This is a genomic window from Methanocaldococcus villosus KIN24-T80 (assembly GCF_000371805.1).
In the GTDB taxonomy this organism is placed as follows: Archaea; AGJL01; Methanococci; order Methanococcales; family Methanocaldococcaceae; genus Methanocaldococcus; species Methanocaldococcus villosus.
In genome coordinates this window covers 638566-653068 of the sequence record NZ_AQUK01000001.1, presented here as the reverse complement: position 1 = coordinate 653068, position 14503 = coordinate 638566, and the positions used below count along the sequence as shown (strand labels likewise).

Genomic DNA, 14503 nt, shown 5'->3' with positions numbered 1-14503 from the left:
ATGGATATTGAAGAAATAAGAAGAAAAAAAATGTTAGAGCTTCAAAAAAAGTTAGCTGAGGAAGAAGAAAAACAAAAAGCCCTGTTAGAAGCAGAACTACAAAAAAGAGCTCTAATAAAAAGAATTTTAACAGCTGAAGCTAGAGAAAGGTTAGAAAGAATAAGAATGGCTAGACCAGAATTTGCTGAAGCTATTGAGTTACAGCTAATACAATTAGCACAACTTGGGAGACTACCAATTCCACTAACAGATGAGCAATTTAAAGCATTATTAGAGAAGATAGCAGCAGCTAAAAAGAAAAAAAGTGAAATCAAGATAATCAGAAAGTGAGTTTATGGAGGCATATCTCCTTTACAGTGGGGGTAAGGATAGTTCTTTGGCTGCATTACTATTGAAGAAACTAAATTATGATTTAACACTAATAACTATTAATTTTGGTGTAATAGATAGTTATAAACTAGCACAAGAAACTGCTAAGGCATTAGGTTTTAGACATAAGGTTATTAAGCTAAATAGAGAGATAGTTGAAAAAGCTGCAGATATGGTTATAAGTGATGGCTACCCCGCTAATGCTATAAACTATATCCATAAAACAGTCTTAGAAACATTAGCTGATAAATATAAGGTTTTAGCTGATGGGATTAGAAGAGATGATAGAGTCCCAAAGCTTAGTTATTCAGAAATTCAGAGTTTAGAAATGAGAAAAGGAATCCAATATATATCTCCATTGATGGGATTTGGACATAAAACCATAAAAGAGTTAATAAATAAATTCTTTATAATAGAAGAGATAAAAAGTGGGACAAAATTAACATCTGATTATGAAGTGGAAATCAGAGAAATATTAAAGGAGAAGGGTTACAACCCAAAAGATTATTTTCCAGAACACAAACAGACAAGAGTGTTAGGGTGGAAAAATGGGGAGCAATAAACCATTAGGAAAAAAATTAAGATTAGCAAAAGCTTTGAAGCAAAATAGAAGAGTTCCAATATTTGTTATATTAAAAACTAAGGGAAGAGTTAGATTTCATCCAAAGTTAAGACATTGGAGAAGGAAAAAATTAAAAGCTTAAATAAAAAATCTCTCCTTTATAGTTTTTTAGTTTTAATTCTAATGGTGGCTCATTATACATAGGTCTAATTATAACTTTACAATTTACTATTTTTGCTAACTCTAAGATAGCTAATTGAAGCTCTATAGGAGGTCTTATACTATAAATTAAATCTACATTTTTATATATGTAAATATTTGGGTTAAATACATCATCCACATAACCCTTTAACCCCATCATTCTAGCTTTTTTTATGGCATTTTCATTAATATCAACAACAAAAATATTAAACTCTCTTAAACTTAAAGCTACACTATAATTATACCCTACACCCACTTCAACTATATTTTTAAATTTATACTCTTTTGCTATATTTCTAATAAATTCAGCCACTACTTCATTTTTCATGATATCATCAAAATTTGTTTTAAAATTTAAAACGAAAAGTTTATATATCTCTTTATTTTATTAAATTTATTGCTATTTTATGAAGCGGGGTGGGGTAGCCAGGTCCATCCCGCCGGGCTCATAACCCGGAGGTCGGAGGTTCAAATCCTCCCCCCGCTACCATAGTTTTATATTAAAATTCAATATTTTTTAACCTTTCAATTATATAATTTAAAGTCTCTTTTAGATTCTTTTTATTATCAAAATTTTCAACTATCTTTCTTAACTCATCTCTATTAACTTTTTTGTACTCTCTAACATATTTTATCAATAATGGCAAACATCTTGTTAATTCATCAACTATAGTTATAGTAGCAGCCTTTGCTGTTCTTGAAAGAGGGTTTAAATCTATAGCTATAACCTTTTTACCCATTTTTACTAAAGCCTCTGTTCTATCCCCATCCTCCAAAGGTACTAGAACTACATCAGCATTGTAAAAATCTTCTGAAACTTTACCCCTCAAACTATCTAAATTTGGTATTTGCTTTTTTGCATTCAAGCCAAGGATTTTTATTTTTCCACTCTCAACATCATCTTTATATTTTCTATAAAATTCATTTTTTATAGCAATCTCTCTTTCTCTTGTTCTATAAAATAGATTAATCTCTATTTTTCCATTTAGTTCCTTAGCCAATTCAACTATCTCATCTATAGCTAAAGCTACAGTATTTCCATTAACACTTATTATAGGATTTTCTGCTAAAACTAACAATGCTGCAGCAGCTTTTATAGCATTTAAAGCTGTTTCTGTTGTTTTTTCTCCTATTAAATAATCAAAAGTCTCTCCTCTACCATGTGCTATTAATCCTGCTTTAGCTAAAATCCCTCTATTTAAAGCATCAACTAATTTTTCCCTCTTCATTAAAGACTCATATCTTGGATGAGATTTTGGAATCATATGATCACCAAAACTGTTAAATATTAAAATTATCTTGAATTATGTTAAAATTATTTTAGCGGTGCTATTATGTATGTTTTAGAAACAAGAGATTTATATTTTTCTTATCCAGATGGTACTGAAGTTTTAAAAGGAATTAATTTTAAAGCAAAAAAAGGAGAAATGATTGCCCTATTAGGCCCAAATGGTGTAGGAAAAACTACTCTATTTCTACACTTTAATGGTATTTTAAAGCCAAAAAGGGGAGAAGTATTAATTAAAGGAAAACCTATAAGATATGATAAGAAAGGGCTTATGGAGGTTAGAAGAACTGTAGGAATAGTTTTTCAAAATCCTGATGATCAGATTTTTGCACCTACTGTTAAGGAAGATGTTGCTTTTGGTCCTCTAAATTTAGGCTTACCTAAAGAAGAGGTTGAAAGAAGAGTTAAAGAAGCTTTAAAAGCTGTAGGTATGGAAGGTTATGAAGACAAACCTCCACATTTATTAAGTGGTGGTCAAAAAAAGAGAGTGGCTATTGCAGGAATATTAGCTATGGAACCAGAAATCATCATTCTTGATGAGCCTACAGCAGGATTAGATCCTTTAGGAGCATCAAAGATTATGAAGCTATTATATGATTTAAATAAAAAAGGAATAACTATTATCATATCAACACATGATGTAGATCTTGTTCCAGTTTATGCAGATAGAGTATATTTGATGTATGGAGGTAAAATATTAAAAGAAGGTACTCCAAAAGATGTTTTTTCTGATGTAGAAACAATTAGAAAAGCTAATCTTAGGTTACCAAGGGTTGCACATCTTGTAGAGATATTAAATAAAAAAGATAAGAAAAATATAAAGATGGGGTATACTATAGGAGAAGTTAGAAGAAATCTTTTAGAAGCTCTAAATTGTGATAATCATGAGAAAAATCTTGGGGATGTTAGATAAGGATAGAGTGGTTATATTTGACAAAAATGGAATAAATAAACTTTTGTCAAAACATTATGGAAATTTTGAAGGCAACTTTCTTTCTCTATCTCTTGTAGAAGCTTTATATTTGGTTAATTTAGGATGGTTGGAAGTTAAAGACAAAAAAATTCTATCTTTTGAGGAGCTATACAATTATGCTAAAAATATAGAAGAGAGATTATGTCTAAAATATTTAACATATAAAGACCTTAGAAGTAGAGGGTATATTGTTAAAACAGGATTAAAATATGGAGCTGACTTTAGACTTTATGAAAGAGGAGCTAATATTGAAAAAGAACACTCTGCTTATTTAGTAAAAGTTCTATCTGAAGATGATAGGATAACAGTTAATGAACTTACAGGCTTTGTTAGGGTAGCACACTCTGTTAGGAAGAAGTTATTAATAGCTATAGTAGATAATGATGGAGATATAGTTTATTACAATATGGCATTTATAAAACCTTAAAGGTGGTATATTGTTAATAAAACCTGAAAAAGCTAAAAAGTTAATAATTGATGTTTTAAAAAGATATGATGTGCCCAAAGAAGATGCTGAAATAGTATCTGATGTTCTTATTGAAGCTGATTTAAAAGGGTTTTCATCACACGGAATAGGGAGGTTTCCACAATATATTAAAGGATTAAAGCTAAAGAATATTAACCCAAAGCCAAATATAAAGATAATTAAGGATAAAAAAGCTACAGCAGTTATTGATGGAGATCTAGGTTTTGGTCAAGTGGTGGCAAAAAAGGCTATGGATTTAGCTATAGATAAAGCTAAAGATTATGGAATATCAGCAGTGGCTACTGTAAATTCAAATCATTTTGGAATAGCTGGATATTATGCTGAAATGGCTATGAAAAATGATATGGTAGGAATAGTTATAACAAACACTGAACCTGCAATGGCCCCCTATGGAGGAACAGAAAAGATATTAGGAACAAATCCAATAGCTATAGCATTTAGAGGAAATAAATATAAGTTTTCATTAGATATGGCAACAGCTTCCATAGCTAGAGGTAAGATATTTGAAGCATTAAGAAAAGGGGAAAAAATACCTTTTGGATGTGCTGTTGACAAAGATGGAAATATTACTGATGACCCAAAAAAGGCATTGGAGGGAAGTATATTACCATTTGGTGGGGCTAAAGGATATGGATTAGCCTTAGCTATTGAAATGTTATCTGCTATAGGGGGAGCTGAAGTAGGAAAGGGAGTGAAAGGAACAGCTAATCCTGAGGAAAGATGTACAAAAGGAGATCTGTTTGTTGTCATAAATCCTGACTTCTTCATGGGAAAGGAAGAATTTAAAAAGAAAGTTGATAAATTAATGGAGGAAATAAAAACATCAAAGCCTATGAAAGATCATGAAATTTTAATTCCAGGAGAGATAGAAGAAAGAAATAAAATAAAAAATAAGGAAGGAATAGAAATTGATGAAGTATTATATGCACAACTAAAAGAGATCTTAAAAGAAGTTGGTTTAAATGTTGAAGATTATTTTAAATAATTTTTAAGCTTATTTAAACAATTCTCTAAATTTTCAAAGTTTTTATAATGTAGCTCAATAATTTTAATTCCATTTATATTCTTTAAATCTTTTTTATATTTTTCAAAATCTATCTTCCCAAAACCTATTGGTAGGTGTTCATCTGCATGACCATTGTTATCATGTATATGAACATGACCAATTAAATCCTTATAAGCTAAAAATTTATCTATATTATTATTAATAAATGCATGACCTATATCAAAACATATTTCCAATTCCCCTAAATTCTCTATTATCTCTTTCTCAGGATTTTTAAACATAAACATATCATATGGCATGTTTTCAATAAAAATATTAATCCCATATTCACTCTGAAGTTTATTTAGATCTTTCAAACTTAAAATTAAACTTTTTAAACATTTGTCATAATCATGTTTAAAAATATAAAATCCTGGATGAATAATAAGTGCTTCTGAATTAACCTTTGTAGCAGTTTCTAATACATCTTTAATAAATTCTAAACTACTTTTTCTTATTTTCTCCCTATAAGAAGAAAGGTTAAAATCAGCAATTGGGCAGTGTAAGGTGTATTTTAAATTAAAATTTTCAGTTATCTCTTCTCTACCCATAACATTAACATTACCATCACAACATAATTCAACCCACTTTACTTTATTTTCTAAGTAAGACAGTGCTCTTTCTAAAGTATAATCACTATTAATAAAGACAGACATGGACACTCCTATCATGATACCACTTATCAATAAAATATTTTATAAACCCTATAAAATTGTTTTGGGTGAAAATTATGCAATATATCTTCGTCTATGGAACTTTAAGGAGAGGTTTTTGGAATAATAAGTTATTAAAAAACTCAAAATTCATTGGAAAAGGTAGAACTAAAGAAAAATATGCTATGTATGCTGATATAATCCCCTATGTTGTGGAAGATGAGAAGGTGTCTCATATAGTTGGGGAGGTTTATGAGGTTGATGAAGAGATCTTAAAAAAGATAGATGCTCTTGAAGATCATCCTCATTGCTATAGAAGAAAGAAAGTCCCAATAATCTTAGAAAATGGGGAAGAGATAGAGGCTTGGCTATACTTCTATCCTGAACCTTATGGAATTTTAGTAAAATCTGGGGATTATCTAGAATATTACTTAGGTATAAAGTTATCAAATAATAAAACAAAATAATTTTTTAAACTATATAAAAATAGTTAATTATAAATATTAAAAATTCTAACTACCATATTAAAGAAGTTGAAATTTAACTATTTTGGTGGTGGTATGAATTATTATAGAGCAGTTGTTATAGGGGCTTTATTACATGATATTGGTAAGTTTGTTCAAAGAAAAATTATGGATGAAAAAAATATTAAAAAACCACCAAAACATGATATTGAAGGCTATAATTATTTAAAAAAATTGTTTGATGATGGATTTTTAAGTTTTTTAAGTAATGAAGAAAAGAAGATAATCTTAGATATTGTTAAAGAGCATCACAACAACAAAATAAAAGATGGTGTTATAGGAATAGTAAGATTGGCTGATTGGTTAAGTAGTGGAGAGAGAAAAACTGTTGAAGAAAGTGAAGTTTTAAAGGGTTATGGAAAAGATATAAAGTTGTTATCAATTTTTGAGACTGCAAATGTTTTAAATTATATTAAAAGTGAAATTATATTAGAAAATTTATATAAAATTGGATATAAATATCCACTTAATGAATTAAAATTAGATAAAAATGTTATTTTTACAACTAAACCTCATCCAAATGACAGCTATCTTAATTTATTTAGTGACTTTGAAACAGCTTTAAGAGATTTTAAAAATAAAAATGATGTCAGTTTTGAAGAACTTCTGCAACTTTTATACAAATATACTTGGTGCATACCTTCCGCTACATTTTGGGAACGTGAAAAAATAAAAGGTAGTTATCCAGACATTTCTTTATATGATCATCTAAAAACAACCTGTGCAATTGCAGCATGCCTCTATAGGCTTTATAAAAATGAAAAAATAAATGATAAAAAATTAAAGGAATACTTAGAAAGAAAAAATTGGGAAGATAAAATATTCTGCCTTATTCATGGAGACATTTCAGGAATTCAAGACTTTATTTTTACAGTTAAAAATAAATATGCAGCAAAAACTTTGAGAGGAAGGAGCTTTTACTTAGATTTTTTAATGGAGTATTTGGCAAGATATATTTGTAAAGAGTTAGATTTACCAATAGCTAACATACTATTCTGTGGAGGGGGGCATTTCTATATTTTGAGTTATAAAGTTGATGATGGAAAAATTGAGGAATTTGAGAAGAAAATAAATGATATTCTTTTTAAAATGTTTAAAACTAAAGTTTATGTTTATTTAGTCAAAGAAGATGTTAGTTTAAATGATTTTTTAAACTTTTCAGATGTTTGGAAGAGAGTTTCAGACAGAACAGTAGTGAGAAAGTTAAGAAGGTTTGACTATAAATTAGAGGAAATATTTGATTATATAGATGAAGGAAAGCCAGAGAGATGTGAAATTTGTGGGATAGAGCTTGATGAAGATAAGAAGAGAGAAGATCCTGAAATTGAAGGTTATATATGTAAATATTGTAAATCATTCATCGAGCTTACAAAAATCCTAAAAAACTCTAATAAATTTAGTTTAAAAGAAATTGAAAATATAGAAGTTATTAAAGACCTTAAAAGAGGGCTTAATGTCAAAAATAGTAAAGAAAAAGAATTCTTCAGATATTATTTAGATGAGTATAATTTGCCTGATGACAATGGAGAGTTAATAATTCCATTTAAAATCTTCCCAATATCATTTCCATTAGATGAGAGTGGAAAGATTTTAGATTTAAATAAACTAGCTGAAAAAGCTGAAGAAAGGACTGGAACAAAGAAAATAGCTGTATTAAAGATGGATGTTGATAATTTAGGGGAGTTATTTACTAAAGGATTAAAAATAATAAAGAATAACAAAGATGAAAAATCTAAGAATTTAGATTCAATATCAAGAATGAGTACATTAAGCAACTTCTTAAGTTTGTTCTTTACTGGATATATACCCTATTTAATAAAAACTGGGAAATTCAAAGATAAGGAAGGAAAAGAACATGAGTTTAAGGATAATATTTACTTAATCTATGCTGGAGGAGATGATACTTTAATAACTGGTTCATGGGATGCTGTATGGGAATTAGCCAAAAAAATTAGAGAAGATTTCAAAGAATTTGTTTGCTACAATCCATTTATTACCTTAAGTGCTGGAATCTACTTAACCAGTCCAAAATTTAAATTTAAAAGAGCTGTTGAATTTGCTGAAGAAGAGCTTGAGAGGGCTAAAGATAATGAAATCAATAGTATAAAGAAAAATTCTTTATCTATATTCTCAACTTCATTAAATTGGGATTTAGAGGTTAAATATATCCCTAGATTTTGGGAGAAATTGAAAGATATTGAGAGAGAGTTAAAGCTTGAAAATGAGTTAATAAATGAAATGCTGAGCTTGGAAAAATATTGTGAGAAGTTCAATGAAGATATTTTAGAGGATAAATTTAATGAATTAATTAAAGACACCAATAAAAAAAGAATCTTGCATGTCTCTCAAGTTGTTGCAGAGATGCTAAATAAAATTGTGAAGAAAGGTGAGAATGGTGAGACCATTCTCTATCTTCCTTACTATTGGAGATTACTCTACTACATCAAAAGAAATTACAAAAATAACTATGAGAAAGTTAAATTCTTAGAAGATTATATCAAAGGAAAAGTGCATCAAATGCTGCTCCAAAATATAGATTTATCCCTAAATGATCTTAAAGTTGCTGCTAAGATAACTGAGCTTAAGTGGAGGGGGTAGATATGGGTTACAGTAGATATCAAAATCTTAAAGGTGAAAGAGGAGAAGGTAATAGAAAAAAGGAAGAAAAAGAAATTGTATTGAATGATAAAGAAATTGATATTATTCTAAACATTACAAGTGAGAATGCTAATAAAATGGTAGAAATTGCTGAGAAGTTTGCTAATGAAATACTTAGTATTCCAAATACAAAAATTAGAGAATTTTATGATTATGTTTTGAAAATTAAGGAGAATGAAGATTGGTATAAAAAGTTAGTTCTTCTAAAACCAAAGATGGCTTATACTTATGGAAAGGAGACTAATAAAGGTAAAAAAATAGCATTAAAAAAGTTACATGATACGTTTTCAGAAATTATTGATAGAATCGATAATTTAAATAAATTTAATAATTTCAAAACCTTCTTTGAAGCTGTTATTGCATATCACAAACTACATGGGGGTAAAGAAAACTAAATGAGGTGTTGAGTTTATGGTTTTTGGGCAGACAATGAATCAAAATAATAATGAGCAGGGTAATAATGAAATATACACATTAAAAGGAAAAGTTATAATTTCAGGAGTTATTGAGCTATTGACAGGATTACATATTGGAGGGCTTAGAGAAACTTTAAAAATTGGAGGTACTGACAACCCAGTAATTAAAGATGCTTTTGGTAATATATTAATTCCAGGAAGTTCATTAAAAGGAAAAATAAGGTGTTTATTAGAGAAAAAAGAGGGAAAATACACCAATGACAATAGAGGTTACTTACCTTGTAGCTGTGGGGACTGTAATATTTGTAAGTTATTTGGACCTCATAATTCAAAAGAGATTAAAGAGCCAAGAAGGGTGATATTTAGAGATGCATATATAGAAGTAGAAGAAGGTAAAGAAATTCATGATTATCTTGAGATAAAGGTAGAAAATACTATTGATAGATTGAAAGGAACAACAATTACAGGAGGGGTAAGAAATACAGAGAGGGTAGTTGCTGGAAGTAAATTTAAATTTGAAATAGTCTTCAATGTGTACAAAGAAAATGATAAAGAACTTTTAAAAGAGCTAATAACTGGGATGAAGTTGTTAGAGGATGACTACTTAGGAGGTTCTGGAAGTAGGGGATATGGTAAAATTAAATTTAAGGAATTAAAAATTGTAAATAGGCCTAAACAATATTATGAAGGGAATGAAAAAGCTGAAAAAGAAGAAGCTAAAGATTTAGATGAATTAGAAAAGAAAATAGAAGAAATTTGGAATTATTAAGTTTTATTCTTTTTTTGGTGATAAAATGAAAAAGTTGGTTATTTTAAAACCAAGTGTTAATAGTAAGTATCATTTTGGTAGTGGTGATTTGGAAAAGAGTGATATAATATTCCATTCATCAAATTTATTTTCTGCCATAGTTAATAACTTTGTCTTATTGTATGGGGAAGATTATAAGGAAGAAATAAATAAAAAAGTTAAGGAATTGGCTGAAAATTTAAGATTATCATCATTATTTATTAAAATAGATGATATTTTCCTTCTACCTAAACCAGAACATCCTATATTTTACCTACTAAAAAAAGAGGTTTATGAAAATATCAAACCTAAGGATATAAAGAAAATTAAATTTGTTACTTTAAAAGCTTACAAAGAAATAGTTATGGAGAAACTCAAAGAAAATAATTGTTATATTGATTCTCTATTTGAGGATGATTTAGATAGATATTTTAATAAAAGAGTAGTTAATGGAATATTTGCTACAGAAGAAGAAGTTAATAAGATAAAAAATAAATTAAAAATCAAAAAATTATTTGAAGCATATGATGAGGAAAAGAACACAATAGATAGGATTTGTGAAAGACCTGCTGAAGGGCAGCTCTATAAGGTAGAGTTTATCAAATTTGATAAAAATGTGGAGCTTTATTTTATTATTGATTATCCAGAATATTTAAATAAAGAGATTCAAGCAAGTATAAAATTGATTGAAGATGAGGGTTTAGGGGGAAAGAGAAGTATAGGAGCAGGTCATTTTGAAAAGGTTGAGATAAAAGATATAAAAAAATTTAAAGATTTTAATGAATTGTTTAATACTCAAGGAGAACTAAATATTCTTTTAGGTGTAGGAATTCCTAAAGAAGATGAGATTAGTAATATTAAATATTATAAACTTTTAGAACTTGGAGGATACATTTATTCAACAACTAAGCCAGAATTAGTAACTAAGCATAGAAGGTCATTAATGGCTTTATCTGAAGGTTCTGTAGTTAAGGCATTTGAAGGGTGTGTAAAAGATGTTAAACCTAAAAATAGCTCTGAAAATATCCATCCAGTATATACTCATGGGAAACCAATAACTCTACCACTGGTGGAAAAATGATGCTAAAATGCTCTCTAATAACACCAATATTTATTGGCTGTGGGGAGGAATATACACCATTAGATTACTATATTGAAAATAATATTGCTCATATAGTAGATATTGAAAAGGCTTTAGAGGTTTTGGGAAATTTAAAAAGCATAGATGAGATATCAGATTATATTGTAAAAAAGTCTATAGGAAATAGAGTAGAGACCAATGCTAAAGATATCTTAGAGAGAGTTGGGCTTTGTGCTGAAGATTATGTTGTTTATAAAATAAAATCTGAAATAAAGGAAGATAGTAGAACAAGGGTAAAAAAATTTATTCATCAAAATAATAGAAAATATATCCCTGGTAGTTCAATAAAAGGGGCTATAAGAACAGCCTACTTATTTAATTACTATGATGGAAAAATTTCTGAGATATTTAAAATATTAGATAACAAAAAAATAGATAATAAAGGAAAAGAAATAGAGAGAAGGGCTATAGGAGATATTAGAGATGATTTCTTTAAATACCTTAAAATCTCTGATAGTATTAAATTAGAAAGAGAGGAATTTAAATTTATTTTAACAAAAAGATGGCATATAAAAAAGAAAAAACTAACAATTCCTAATTATTTAGAAGGAATGACCAAAGGAGAGTTCATAATTAACTTAAAAGTTGAAGAAGAATTCTTTAAAGAACTTAACAATAGATTAAATAAGAATTTTAACCCAAAAAATGATTATGAGAAGTTTGAAATAATTAAAGAGTTGTGCAACAACTTCTCCAAAACTGTTGTAGATTTTGAAATTAAAAGAGATCTCCCTATTATTCTAAAGGAATTTTATGAAAAATTAAAAAAAGATATTGAAAAGAATGATGCTATATATATTAACCTTGGTTTTGAAGGAGGATTTTTAAATAAAACTATCTACCCATTATTATGGAAAAATGACCAAAATAATATTCTATTCCATAAAATTAGACAATTTTTCTTAGATTTATATAAACCTAAAGGAAAAATTAATCCAAGAAATCCACAATATAAGTTATATCAAACTTGGCAAAATGCTAAAAGTTATTTAGATTTTCCAACTACAGTTGGAGTTTATGTTAAGCACAATAGGATTAGCTCTCCATTAGGATGGATAAAATTGGAAAAGGTTAATTAAAATTATGGAAAGTACAAACAAAGTTTTAGAAATTTTAAACTTTTATTTGGTGAAATAATGAGAGTTTGGATAAGTACTGTAGGGAGTTCTCCTTTAGCAGTTTTTAATACTCTATGGATGGCTATAGTTAAAGAAGGTTATATCCCAGATAAGGTGTATTTGTTATGGAATTATAAAGTGGAAAAAAATAAAGAGATTATTAAAAATTATATAAAATCTTTAAATGAATCATATAATTTTAATATTGATGTAGATGAAAGTTATAAAGTAAGTGAAGATGACTTTAAGGATTTTTCTAATGCACTAAAAGAGATAATTGTTAAAGAAAAAAAGAGAGGAAATGAAGTAGCAATAGATATGACTCCTGGAAGGAAGTTTATGAGCGCTCTCTCAATGTTTGCTGGTATTGAGGGGGTTAGTGATGGAAAAAATAAGTATAAGTGTGATAAAGTTTATTATCTACATTTAAAAGATATGGGTTATATAAACTACCCTCTCTTTTTAATTCCTTTCTCAATTCAAGAATTACATGAGTTTATAAGTGAGTTATCAGATGGTAAAGAAGATAACAAGGTTTTAAAAAAAGAGGAGTTAGAGGATTTAGCCATTAGCAGAAAGGAAATTTTGGCTATTATTAACCAATATTTTTTATTTGGAAAATCCAATTTTGAAATTAAGGTAGAAAACCAAAAGTTTGCAGCAATCTCATTATATGAGAATGATAACAAAGCCAAGGTTGAGATAAATAAAGATTTAAAGTTAAGTTATTATGTTGGTGATTGTGAGAGTATTGAAACTATTTTAAATGCTTCTGGGTTAAAGGAGATTAAATTTATTGTTTATGATGATGAGAAGGAAGAATTTAATGAAGAAGAGTTTTATAAATGGTTATTTAAAAAACTAAAAGAAAAAGAGACTTATTATATAACTTTTGACACAAATGCACTAATAAATCAAATACCAAGGAAAATAATTGACTATTTAGATAAGCAGAGAGAAAAGATATCTCCAAATTTTGTTATATCTCAATGTGTTATAAATGAACTAACCAATGAAAGAGGAAAGATTAAAGATTGTGAAGATAGAGATTTTATAAATCAACCATCTTCAATTGATAGAATATTCAAATTAGGATTATCACAAATAAGGTTATTAAATAATAGGAATGCCATCATTATCCCTGGAAAAGGTGTATGGGATAATAATATAAAAGAATCATTTATTAAATTTTCAGATGAACATAAAGGAAAATTGCTAATTTTAACTTCTGACAAGAATTTTACCCATAATCTACAATATTTGCCAGATATAATTCCAATCTATATAGAATTTGGAGAGCTTAAAAAATTAGTTAAATGGGAAAATGTAAGAGATTTAATTTATATCTCTTCAATAGTTTTTGGTAAGATACATGTTAAACCTATCTCTCAAGTTTTGGGTATTTGGAGAGGAAAAAATCCAATAGATTGGGATGAAGAAAAGATTTTATTTAGGAAAATAAATGTGATGTGCAAACATGCCATAGATGTTTTAAGGAATATACATTAAAGAAATAATAAAAAGTTTCATTAAAGGGAGAGTACTTCTTAATTAATTTAATATTAGATATTAACTTCTCTAATTAACTTTTCTTGCCTTTATATACCCTCTTGCTAAAATTTGTATGAGAAAATCGGGAAAAAGTATTACTGATTTTTTCTAATTAAAATTGAGATTTTTTAATTATTTTAGATATTTATTTTTATTTTTATAGTTTTATGTTTAGTTTGTTTTTATTTTAGTTAGATAAGCTATAATTGTTTATATTTTATAATACAGTTGTGCGTTATATTTATAAATAATTTGCATAATCTTTCTTAACTTTATAAAGGTTTTAATAATTAGGTAGTAAGAAAAATCGCATGGGAAAAGAAAGATTTATATAGGAGTTTTAGTGAATATAGTTAGTAGTTGCGTAGGGTTTGAATCGCTTATCCATTAAAACAAGGATGGAAACTTATATCAGTAATCATTTCCTTTATACTGTCTCGTTTGAATCGCTTATCCATTAAAACAAGGATGGAAACACACTGATTGTATCCTCTAACACCAAGTTGAACCCGTTTGAATCGCTTATCCATTAAAACAAGGATGGAAACTTCATTCTCAAAATTTCCTTGTAAACCCTAAGCCCTGTTTGAATCGCTTATCCATTAAAACAAGGATGGAAACAAAAATCATAAATAAATCCAATGTTTCCTAAATCAGGTTTGAATCGCTTATCCATTAAAACAAGGATGGAAACACTGCTCCATCACTAACAAATTCTGAAATCTCGAGT

Annotated in this window: 16 protein-coding genes, 1 tRNA gene and 1 CRISPR repeat array (1 of these 18 cut by a window edge); of the genes, 14 read left to right on the top strand and 3 right to left on the bottom strand. The window is 28.1% G+C overall.

All coding sequences use genetic code 11. The features are described 5' to 3' along the window. From METVI_RS0103795 to METVI_RS0103785, 3 genes are read left to right on the top strand one after another with little or no spacing between them, the layout of a single operon-like run. On the top strand, nucleotides 1-330 hold the full coding sequence (locus METVI_RS0103795; protein ID WP_004592617.1) for a DNA-binding protein: 330 nt from the start codon (nucleotides 1-3) through the stop codon (nucleotides 328-330). A 4-nt stretch (nucleotides 331-334) separates the two neighbouring features. Then, nucleotides 335-931: a DUF7411 family protein gene (locus METVI_RS0103790; RefSeq protein ID WP_004592616.1), complete on the top strand. Its 597-nt coding sequence runs from the start codon at nucleotides 335-337 to the stop codon at nucleotides 929-931. Next, nucleotides 918-1073, top strand: coding sequence for a 50S ribosomal protein L39e (locus METVI_RS0103785; protein WP_004592614.1), 156 nt, complete (start codon nucleotides 918-920; stop codon nucleotides 1071-1073). Before METVI_RS0103790 ends, METVI_RS0103785 begins: the two co-directional genes overlap by 14 nt. On the opposite strand, the gene METVI_RS0103780 is transcribed toward METVI_RS0103785, so the two are convergent. Continuing rightward, on the bottom strand, nucleotides 1062-1460 hold the full coding sequence (locus METVI_RS0103780; protein ID WP_004592613.1) for a UPF0146 family protein: 399 nt from the start codon (nucleotides 1458-1460) through the stop codon (nucleotides 1062-1064). The genes METVI_RS0103785 and METVI_RS0103780 overlap by 12 nt on opposite strands. Before the next feature lie 83 nt (nucleotides 1461-1543). Between METVI_RS0103780 and METVI_RS0103775 the strand changes: the two genes are divergently transcribed. Then, a tRNA-Met gene (locus METVI_RS0103775) sits at nucleotides 1544-1622 on the top strand. Nucleotides 1623-1632: 10 nt separating this feature from the next. Here the strand turns inward: METVI_RS0103775 and METVI_RS0103770 are convergent. After that, nucleotides 1633-2397 carry a 4-phosphopantoate--beta-alanine ligase gene (locus METVI_RS0103770; RefSeq protein ID WP_004592612.1) on the bottom strand — a complete coding sequence of 255 codons (765 nt, stop codon included), beginning with the start codon at nucleotides 2395-2397 and terminating at the stop codon, nucleotides 1633-1635. Between the two features lie 69 nt (nucleotides 2398-2466). On the opposite strand from METVI_RS0103770, the gene METVI_RS0103765 reads away from it, so the two are divergent. Genes METVI_RS0103765 through comC form a run of 3 tightly spaced genes read left to right on the top strand, consistent with a single transcriptional unit; the run spans nucleotide 2467 to nucleotide 4865 of the window. Next, nucleotides 2467-3333, top strand: a complete 867-nt coding sequence (locus METVI_RS0103765; protein ID WP_004592611.1) for an ATP-binding cassette domain-containing protein — start codon at nucleotides 2467-2469, stop codon at nucleotides 3331-3333. After that, nucleotides 3305-3820, top strand: coding sequence for a tRNA-intron lyase (gene endA / locus METVI_RS0103760; protein ID WP_004592610.1), 516 nt, complete (start codon nucleotides 3305-3307; stop codon nucleotides 3818-3820). The genes METVI_RS0103765 and endA overlap by 29 nt, the downstream gene beginning before the upstream one ends. 10 nt (nucleotides 3821-3830) lie before the next feature. Beyond that, nucleotides 3831-4865 (top strand): L-sulfolactate dehydrogenase, encoded by a 1035-nt coding sequence (comC, locus tag METVI_RS0103755; protein WP_004592609.1) that lies wholly within the window; start codon nucleotides 3831-3833, stop codon nucleotides 4863-4865. On the opposite strand, the gene METVI_RS0103750 is transcribed toward comC, so the two are convergent. After that, entirely contained in the window at nucleotides 4853-5596 is a 744-nt protein-coding gene (locus METVI_RS0103750; RefSeq protein WP_004592602.1) for a sugar phosphate isomerase/epimerase family protein, read from the bottom strand. The genes comC and METVI_RS0103750 overlap by 13 nt on opposite strands. A gap of 59 nt (nucleotides 5597-5655) precedes the next feature. Between METVI_RS0103750 and METVI_RS0103745 the strand changes: the two genes are divergently transcribed. The 7 genes from METVI_RS0103745 (at nucleotide 5656) to METVI_RS0103715 (ending at nucleotide 13731) form a co-directional block, all read left to right on the top strand. Next, nucleotides 5656-6045 (top strand): gamma-glutamylcyclotransferase family protein, encoded by a 390-nt coding sequence (locus METVI_RS0103745; RefSeq protein WP_017981047.1) that lies wholly within the window; start codon nucleotides 5656-5658, stop codon nucleotides 6043-6045. 93 nt (nucleotides 6046-6138) lie between these two features. Continuing rightward, entirely contained in the window at nucleotides 6139-8700 is a 2562-nt protein-coding gene (gene cas10, locus METVI_RS0103740) for a type III-A CRISPR-associated protein Cas10/Csm1 (RefSeq protein WP_004592280.1), read from the top strand. A 2-nt stretch (nucleotides 8701-8702) separates the two neighbouring features. Continuing rightward, the gene (gene csm2, locus METVI_RS0103735) at nucleotides 8703-9155 is read left to right on the top strand and encodes a type III-A CRISPR-associated protein Csm2 (RefSeq protein WP_004592279.1); all 453 of its coding nucleotides are present in this window, start codon (nucleotides 8703-8705) and stop codon (nucleotides 9153-9155) included. 16 nt (nucleotides 9156-9171) lie between these two features. Then, nucleotides 9172-9945 (top strand): type III-A CRISPR-associated RAMP protein Csm3, encoded by a 774-nt coding sequence (csm3, locus tag METVI_RS0103730; protein WP_017981046.1) that lies wholly within the window; start codon nucleotides 9172-9174, stop codon nucleotides 9943-9945. A 25-nt stretch (nucleotides 9946-9970) separates the two neighbouring features. Beyond that, the gene (gene csm4, locus METVI_RS0103725) at nucleotides 9971-11044 is read left to right on the top strand and encodes a type III-A CRISPR-associated RAMP protein Csm4 (RefSeq protein WP_004592276.1); all 1074 of its coding nucleotides are present in this window, start codon (nucleotides 9971-9973) and stop codon (nucleotides 11042-11044) included. After that, a complete protein-coding gene (gene csm5 / locus METVI_RS0103720; RefSeq protein WP_017981045.1) occupies nucleotides 11041-12183 on the top strand; it encodes a type III-A CRISPR-associated RAMP protein Csm5 in 1143 nt (380 codons plus the stop codon). Before csm4 ends, csm5 begins: the two co-directional genes overlap by 4 nt. Before the next feature lie 57 nt (nucleotides 12184-12240). After that, entirely contained in the window at nucleotides 12241-13731 is a 1491-nt protein-coding gene (locus METVI_RS0103715; RefSeq protein ID WP_004592274.1) for a hypothetical protein, read from the top strand. A 411-nt stretch (nucleotides 13732-14142) separates the two neighbouring features. After that, nucleotides 14143-14503: direct repeats of the CRISPR family, unit length 37 nt; unit sequence GTTTGAATCGCTTATCCATTAAAACAAGGATGGAAAC; it runs 35 nt beyond the window's last position.